Source organism: Martelella mediterranea (assembly GCF_021021415.1).
GTDB classification, from domain to species: Bacteria; Pseudomonadota; Alphaproteobacteria; order Rhizobiales; family Rhizobiaceae; genus Martelella; species Martelella mediterranea_C.
This window is the reverse complement of the sequence record NZ_JAINWJ010000080.1, coordinates 1-8,133: the sequence shown is the minus strand read 5'-3', so window position 1 is coordinate 8,133 and position 8,133 is coordinate 1. Positions and strand designations below refer to the sequence as shown.

Here is an 8,133-nt window from a genome sequence, read left to right as displayed (position 1 = left end):
GCAAGGATCAGAGACCAAACCATCAAACAGAGTTGATGACGGGAGTGTATGGGGCTGGCGTCATTCGAGACCGTCCGGCTGAGTTGATCGACCCGTTTTCCGCCCGCGTTTTCGCGCTCCCGCCGCCCCTTCCCTTGACATCGCCGCCGCAAAGGCGAAGGAAAGGTGGCGAAAAACGAGACGATATTTGAAGATGATCGAAACCACCGCCGCCCTTGCCGAGGCTTGCGCCACGCTTGCCAAATCCGACTTCGTCACGATCGACACCGAATTCATCCGCGAAAGCACGTTCTGGCCGGAGCTGTGCCTGATCCAGATGGCGAGCCCCGATCTGGAAGTGCTGGTGGACCCGCTGGCAAAGGGCATCGACCTCAAGCCATTCTTCGAGCTGATGGCCGATGCCTCGGTGGTGAAGGTGTTTCACGCGGCGCGGCAGGACCTCGAGATCGTCTATCATCTCGGCAACATGCTGCCCTCGCCGCTGTTCGACACCCAGGTCGCCGCCATGGTCTGCGGTTTCGGCGACAGCGTGTCCTATGATCAGCTGGTCTCCCGCATCACCGGCGCCCATATCGACAAGTCGTCGCGCTTTACCGACTGGCGCGCCCGTCCGCTCAACGACAAGCAGCTTTCCTATGCGCTGGCCGACGTCACCCATCTGCGTGACGTCTATCTGAAGCTCAAGGAGCAGCTTGAAAGCGGGGGCCGCACCGACTGGGTGGAGGAGGAGATGGCGATCCTCGAAAACCCGCAGACCTACGACCTGCCGCCGGAAATGGCCTGGACGCGGCTGAAGCTCCGCATCAAGAAGCCGATCGATTTCGCGGTGATGCAGAAGGTCGCCGAATGGCGCGAGAACGAGGCGCGCGAACGCAACCAGCCCCGCCGCCGGGTGCTGAAGGACGACACGATCTACGAGATTGCCCAGCAGCATCCGACCGAGCCGGAGGCGCTGGCGAAGCTGCGGATGATCCCCAAGGGCTGGGAACGCTCTCAGCCGGCAGCGGGCCTGCTGGAGGCGGTCAAGACGGCGCTCGCCATCCCTAAAGGCGACCTTCCGCGCCTGCCCCGCCAGCCGCACATGCCCGAAGGGGCGGCTGCGGCCGCCGAGCTTTTGAAGGTGCTGCTCAAGATTGTCGCCGAGCAGAACCAGGTCGCCGCCCGCGTGATCGCCTCCCCCGACGATCTCGACAAGATCGCGGCGGAAGGCGAAAACGCCGATGTCGAGGCGATGAAAGGCTGGCGGCGCAAGCTTTACGGCGACCCGGCGCTGAGGCTTCTGAACGGCGATGTCGCGCTGCGCTTCGTCGACAAGAAGGTCGAGATGATCGAGGTCTGACACGAAAGCTTCATCGCTCCGTGAAATCGCCGACATAAGCGCGCGCTAACGCTCCCCGTGTTTCCAACATACGGGGATATTTCATGAAGACCCTCTTTCTTGCCGCTGCCGCCACGCTTCTGGTCGGCACGGCCCTTGCCGACGACACGCAGTTCCAGGCAACGCTCACCAGCCACGCCATCCTGCCGGCAAACACCATCATCGCCGCGCCGGCGGACGCGCCCGCCTATATCCAGACATCGGCGAAGTTCCTGAAGCCTGGCCAGCCGCGCGTTACCGCAATCGGCAGCGTTCCCGGCATGTCCGCCAAACGCGAAACCGGGCTTGCGACGCCGTTTGACGGCCAGCCGGTGCAGGGCTTTTCCGGTATCAAGGCCATGGGGGACGGCACGTTCTGGTCGCTCTCCGACAATGGTTTCGGTTCCAAGGCCAACTCCTCCGACGCCGCGCTGATGATCCATCATCTCGGCTTCGACTGGGATGCCGGCACGGTCGACAGCAAGACGACCATCTTCCTCTCCGACCCGAACATGGTCGCGCCCTTCCCGATCGTGCTCGAAGGCTCCGACAGCCGCTATCTCACCGGCGCGGACTTCGACATCGAATCGATCCAGCCGGTCGAGGACGGCTTCTGGATCGGCGACGAGCTCGGCCCCTATCTCCTGAAGTTCAACAAGGCAGGCGAGTTGCAGGCGGTTTATGAGACGCTCGCCGACGGCGAGCCGGTGATGTCGCCCGACAACGTCTCGCTGTCGCTGCCCAACCCGGGCGGCGAAATGCCGGCCTACAATCTGCCGCGCTCGGGCGGCTTCGAGGGCATGGCGATCTCGCCGAACGGTGCGCATCTTTACGCCATGCTCGAAAAGCCGATCGTCGTTGAGGGCAAGCCCGAGATGGCCGACGGCCAGCCGGCGCTGCGCGTGCTGGAATTCGATACCGCCGCCGAGCAATGGACCGGCCGCTACTGGCTCTATCCGTTCGCCGATGGCGGCACCAATATCGGCGATTTCAACATGATCGACGCCACCACCGGCCTCGTCATCGAGCGCGATGGCGGCGAAGGCGACCCGTCGATGGCCTGCGCCTCCGACACGGCCACCGGCTGCTTCGAAAAGCCCGCCATACTGAAGCGCATCTACAAGATCGAGATGAATGACGACAACGTCAACGGCGCCGCCCGCAAGATCGGCTATATCGATCTGATGAATATCGCGGACCCCGACGGTGTCGCCCGCCAGGGCGACAAGGAGGGCGTCTACACCATGCCGTTCGTCACCATCGAGGATGTCGATGTCATCGACGACAGCCACATCATCGTCGGCAATGACAACAACCTGCCGTTCTCGGCCGGCCGCAGCCTGAATGCCGCCGACGACAATGAATTCGTGATCCTCGAAGTCGCCGACTTCCTGAACGCGAAGTAATCTCTGAACGCCCGGCTGCCATGGCGGCCGGGCGTCTCCTCACGGGTGCATCTTCGCGCCCTTGGTGATCTTGTCCGCGATCTTCTTTTCCGCACGGAAGGCGATGCCGACCACCTTGGCGTCCTCCGGCGAAAATTCGGCGAAGACGGCGCGATTGGCGGCGTCATGGCCCGTCGAAAACATCTCCTCGATATAGAGCGCCGCCGCCACGCCGCGTTCCAGCGCGCGGGTCTGCACCTTCTTCAGCGTGTCGCCATCGCCGCACAGCACAATGATCGGCTGGGCAGAGATCGGGTGATAGACATTCCCCGCGCCGTCCCTGTAGTCTTCCCCCAACAGGCCCTCTGCCGCGCCGGCGACGCCGGTCGCAAGAAAGGCGGTGACGTTGAGCTTCTGCCATTGCGCAAGATCCTCGCGCACGACGATGACGAATTTGGTGTCGAACATGAATGCGAACTCCGGGAAGGGATTTGAACGGTCGAACGCCATCCTAGCGAAAGCGAAGGGCGACGATCTTGAACGTTCGTGCAGGCGCGACGCGATCTTCGCCGCCCCCGCCGAGGATGGCATCGAGCGGCTGGAGGCGCGGTTTTCCGGCAATGGCTTTGCGCCGCACCGCCACGACACCTATGCGCTGGGACTGACCATGGCCGGCGTCCAGACCTTTTCCTATCGCGGCGCGTCGCGCTTTTCGACGCCCGGCCGGCTGATCATCCTGCATCCAGATGAGTTGCATGACGGCGGCGCCGGCGGCGAGGACGGCCTCACCTACCGGATGATCTACTTGCCGCCGGAAAAGATCATGGCAGCCGTGGAAGGGCTCGCGACCGCCCTCCCCTTTGTCCGCGATCCCGTGGCCGATGACGGCCCGCTGAGGGCAAGCCTGATCGAGGCGCTCGACGAACTCGACGGCGAAATGGGCGAATTGAAGCGCGACGGCCTGATCGCCGAGATCGCCCATCACCTGCTGCGCCTCGGCGACGCCCGGGGCCGCGCGGCAAAATCCCTCGACCGCCGGGCGCTCGCGCTTTGCCGCGACTTCTTGAGCGAATGCGCGGAGGAAGCGATCAACTCGCAGCGGCTTGAGGAGATCGCCGGCCTCGACCGGTTCACGCTCGCCCGCCAGTTCCGCGCGCTCTACGGCACCAGCCCGCACCGCTACCTCGTCCAGCGTCGCCTTTCGCGGGCAAGGGCGATGATCATTGCGGGCGCGCCGCTGGCCGAGGCCGCCACCGCTTCCGGCTTTGCCGACCAGAGCCACATGACCCGCCATTTCGCCAAGACCTACGGCATGCCGCCCGGGCGGTTTCGGGCTTTGACCCTTGCCGCGCAGGTGGAGGAGAAACGGAATTCCGTTCCCCTCGGCACTGCCGCGGGTTGAGACGCTGAATGCGAATTCGCGCCTGAAATGCGGGGCAATCGCTACAAAACTGCTATATGTCATAGTATCGTTGCTAAACTGGGCTAAGCGGCAAATGATCAACGACCGCATGCCGATATCCGGCCAGCAAGAGGAAGAACGCACATCATGAACGACCTGTCTTCGAGCGTTTCGGAAATCGTCGAATTGGGCGCCGCCGAGGATCTTTCCAAGAGCCCGGCGCGGTTCATCAATCGCGAATTCTCCTGGCTGCAGTTCAACCGCCGGGTGCTCGAGGAAACCCTGAACCCGGCCCACCCGCTGCTGGAGCGGGTGCGGTTCCTGTCGATCTCCGCGGCCAATCTCGACGAGTTCTTCATGGTCCGCGTGGCCGGCCTCGAGGGTCAGGTGCGCCAGGGCGTCACCATGCTGTCCGCCGACGGCAAGACGCCGGCCGAGCAGCTTGCCGATATCCTGCGCGAAATCGACAATCTGCAAATGGAGCAGCAGGCCGCCCTTGCCGTGCTCCAGCAATACATGGCCAATGAAGGCGTGATGATCGTGCGCCCGACCGTGTTGTCCGACGAGGACCGGCAGTGGCTCACCAATGAATTCGAACAGGGCATTTTCCCGGTTCTGACGCCGCTTTCGATCGATCCGGCGCACCCCTTCCCGTTCATTCCCAATCTCGGCTTCACCATGGGGCTGCAGCTCGTCAGCCGCCACGGACGTGAGGCGATGAACGCGATGCTGCGCCTGCCGCCCTCGATGAACCGCTTCATCCGCCTGCCGGATCTCGACGGCGCGATCCGCTATATCACCATGGAAGACGTGATCGGCCTGTTCATCCACCGGCTCTATCCGGGTTACGAGGTGCAGGGCTACGGCACGTTCCGCATCATCCGCGACAGCGATATCGAGCTGGAGGAAGAGGCGGAGGATCTGGTGCGCTATTTCGAGAGCGCGCTGAAGCGCCGCCGCCGCGGTTCGGTGATCCGCATCGAAACCGACAGCGAGATGCCGGCATCGTTGCGCCATTTCGTGATCCATGAACTCGGCGTGCCGGAAGACCGCGTGGCCGTGCTGCCCGGCCTGCTGGCGCTCAACACGCTGTCGGAAATCACCAAGGCGCCACGCCCCGATCTCCTGTTCAAGCCGTTCAACCCGCGCTTTCCCGAACGCGTCCGCGAGCATCTCGGTGACAGTTTCGCCGCGATCCGCGAGAAGGATTTCGTGGTCCATCACCCTTACGAATCCTTCGACGCCGTGGTCCAGTTCCTGATCCAGGCCGCCCGCGACCCGAACGTGCTGGCGATCAAGCAGACGCTCTACCGCACCTCCAATGACAGCCCGATCGTGCGCGCGCTGATCGACGCCGCCGAAGCCGGCAAGTCCGTGACCGCGCTGGTGGAGCTGAAGGCCCGCTTCGACGAGGAGGCCAATATCCGCTGGGCGCGCGATCTGGAGCGCGCCGGCGTGCAGGTGGTGTTCGGCTTCATCGAACTGAAGACCCACGCCAAGCTTTCCATGGTGGTGCGTCGCGAGGAGCAGAACCTCAGGACCTATTGCCATATCGGCACCGGCAACTACCACCCGATCACAGCCAAAATTTACACCGACCTTTCCTATTTCACCTGCAATCCCGAGATCGCCAACGACGTCGCCGAGATCTTCAACTTCATCACCGGCTATGGCGAGTTGGAAGAAAACATGCAGATCGCGGTCTCGCCGAAGACCATGCGGCCGCGCATTCTCCAGCATATCGAGGAAGAGATCGAGCATGTCAGGAGCGGCCTTCCCGGCGCGATCTGGATGAAGATGAACTCGCTGGTGGATCCCAAGATCATCGACGCGCTCTACCGCGCCAGCGGCGAAGGCGTGCAGATCGAGCTCGTGGTGCGCGGCATCTGCTGCCTGCGTCCGCAGGTGCCGGGGCTTTCGGAAAACATCCGGGTCAAGTCGATCGTCGGTCGCTTTCTTGAGCATTCGCGCATCTACTGCTTCGGCAACGGCCACGGCCTGCCGTCGGAAAACGCCCATGTCTATCTCGGCTCGGCCGACCTGATGCCGCGCAATCTGGATCGTCGGGTTGAAACGATCGTACCGGTCACCAACCCCACCGTGCATGAGCAGGTTCTGTCCCAGATCATGCTCGGCAATATCATTGACAATCAGCAGAGCTACGAGATACTCCCCGACGGAACCTCGCGGCGGACGGAACCGCGCGAGGGCGAGGAACCGTTCAACGCGCAGGAGTATTTCATGACCAATCCGAGCCTGTCCGGCCGCGGAGAAGCCCTGAAATCAAGTGCGCCGAAGCTCATCGCCGGCCTGCTTTCGGGCCGCACCAAATAAGCCGGGTATTTATGGTCGAATCTGAAGCGCAGGGGCGCCTTCGCGGAATCTCCCCTGTCTCCGTGGTCGATATCGGATCGAACTCGGTTCGCATCGTCATCTATGAAGGCCTGTCGCGCGCGCCGACCGTGCTTTTCAACGAAAAGGTCCTGTGCGGGCTCGGCCGCGGCATTGCGGCCAGCGGCAAGATGAACGAGGAAGGCGTGGAACGGGCGCTGCGGGCGCTGAAGCGCTTCAAGGCGCTTGCCACCCAAGCGCGTTCGGTCACCATGCATGTGCTGGCGACCGCCGCGGCGCGCGAGGCCAGCAACGGCCCGGCCTTCATCGAGGCGGCGGAGAAGATCCTCGGCATCGATGTCCGGGTCCTGACCGGGCGCGAGGAAGCGCTCTATTCCGCCTATGGCATCATCAGCGGCTTTCACGAGCCCGACGGGATCGCCGGCGACCTTGGCGGCGGCTCGCTGGAGCTCATCGACATCAAGGACAAGACCTATGGCGACGGCATAACGCTGCCGCTCGGCGGCATCCGCCTTTCGGAGCTCTCGGAAGGCTCGCTGGCCAAGGCGCGTAACTTTGCCAAGAAACAGGTCAAGAAGGTCACCTTCCTGGAAAAAGGCCGCGGCCGCACCTTCTATGCCGTCGGCGGCACCTGGCGAAACATCGCCAGGCTCCACATGGAGATCAACAATTATCCGCTGACCATGATGCAGGGCTACGAGATCGGCTTCGCCGAGATGATGGCCTTTCTCGACCGCATCGGCGCCGACGAGGAGCAGAAGGACCCGGCCTGGCAGGCCGTTTCCAAGAACCGCCGCATGCTGCTGCCCTTCGGCGCGATCGCCATGCGCGAAGTGCTGAGCGTGATGGAACCCAAGACGATCAGCTTTTCCGCGCAGGGCGTGCGCGAGGGCCTGCTCTATTCGCTCCTGAGCGCGGAGGAACAGGACCAGGACCCGCTGCTGGTTGCCGCCCGCCAGCTTGCCTTGCTGCGGGCCCGCTCGCCCAAGCACGCCGCCGAAATTGCCGCCTGGACCGGGCTGATGCTGCGCCGTTTCGGCATCGAGGAAACGCCCGAGGAGGCGCGCTATCGCCAGGCCGCCTGCCTGCTTGCCGATATCAGCTGGCGCGCCCATCCCGATTTCCGCGGACGACAGTCGCTAAACGTGATCGCCCACTCGGCGCTCACCGGCATCACCCATCCCGGCCGCGCCTTCATCGCGCTCACCAATTACTACCGGTATGAGGGCCTGCGCGACGACGACCATACCGACGGTCTGGGCACGATCGCGACGCCCGCATTACTCGAGCGCGCCAAGCTGCTCGGCGGCCTCTTGCGCGTCGCCTACCTGTTCTCCGCCTCCATGCCCGGCATCGTCGGCGCGCTCGACTTCCTACCGGCGAAGGACAAGGAATTCGATCTGGAACTCGTCGTGCCGGAGCAGCACGCCGATTTCATCGGCGAGCGCGTGGAAGGCCGCCTCGACCAGCTTGCCAAGCTCACCGGCAAGAAGCTGACGATCGCGACCATGTGATACGCTTTTGGACGGTCGACTGAGACCGGCCCGCGCTTACGGCATGTGTCCAGTTTTGCTGACAAACCTCTCCCCATATTCCGCGTCATCAACTCTGTTGTTCTTGATGGTCCCTTATCCTTG

General features: G+C 63.4%; 6 protein-coding genes. 5 read left to right on the top strand and 1 reads right to left on the bottom strand.

Annotation, left to right across the window (positions count from 1 at the left end; genetic code table 11):
* The first annotated feature begins 193 nt into the window (after window positions 1-193).
* Window positions 194-1,339 carry a ribonuclease D gene (gene rnd / locus K7H91_RS25060; protein WP_230722892.1) on the top strand — a complete coding sequence of 382 codons (1,146 nt, stop codon included), beginning with the start codon at window positions 194-196 and terminating at the stop codon, window positions 1,337-1,339.
* An 83-nt stretch (window positions 1,340-1,422) separates the two neighbouring features.
* Entirely contained in the window at window positions 1,423-2,763 is a 1,341-nt protein-coding gene (locus K7H91_RS25055; protein ID WP_230722891.1) for an esterase-like activity of phytase family protein, read from the top strand.
* Window positions 2,764-2,802: 39 nt separating this feature from the next.
* Here K7H91_RS25055 and K7H91_RS25050 read toward each other — a convergent pair whose 3' ends face one another.
* A complete protein-coding gene (locus K7H91_RS25050) occupies window positions 2,803-3,210 on the bottom strand; it encodes a DUF2000 family protein (protein WP_230722890.1) in 408 nt (135 codons plus the stop codon).
* Here K7H91_RS25050 and K7H91_RS25045 point away from each other — a divergent pair.
* The 3 genes from K7H91_RS25045 to ppx all read left to right on the top strand — a co-directional run bounded on the left by K7H91_RS25045 (window position 3,209) and on the right by ppx (window position 8,010).
* Entirely contained in the window at window positions 3,209-4,144 is a 936-nt protein-coding gene (locus K7H91_RS25045) for an AraC family transcriptional regulator (RefSeq protein WP_230722889.1), read from the top strand. The genes K7H91_RS25050 and K7H91_RS25045 overlap by 2 nt on opposite strands.
* Before the next feature lie 147 nt (window positions 4,145-4,291).
* A complete protein-coding gene (locus tag K7H91_RS25040) occupies window positions 4,292-6,478 on the top strand; it encodes an RNA degradosome polyphosphate kinase (protein WP_230722888.1) in 2,187 nt (728 codons plus the stop codon).
* Between the two features lie 11 nt (window positions 6,479-6,489).
* A complete protein-coding gene (ppx, locus tag K7H91_RS25035) occupies window positions 6,490-8,010 on the top strand; it encodes an exopolyphosphatase (RefSeq protein WP_230722887.1) in 1,521 nt (506 codons plus the stop codon).
* The last annotated feature ends 123 nt before the right edge of the window (window positions 8,011-8,133 follow it).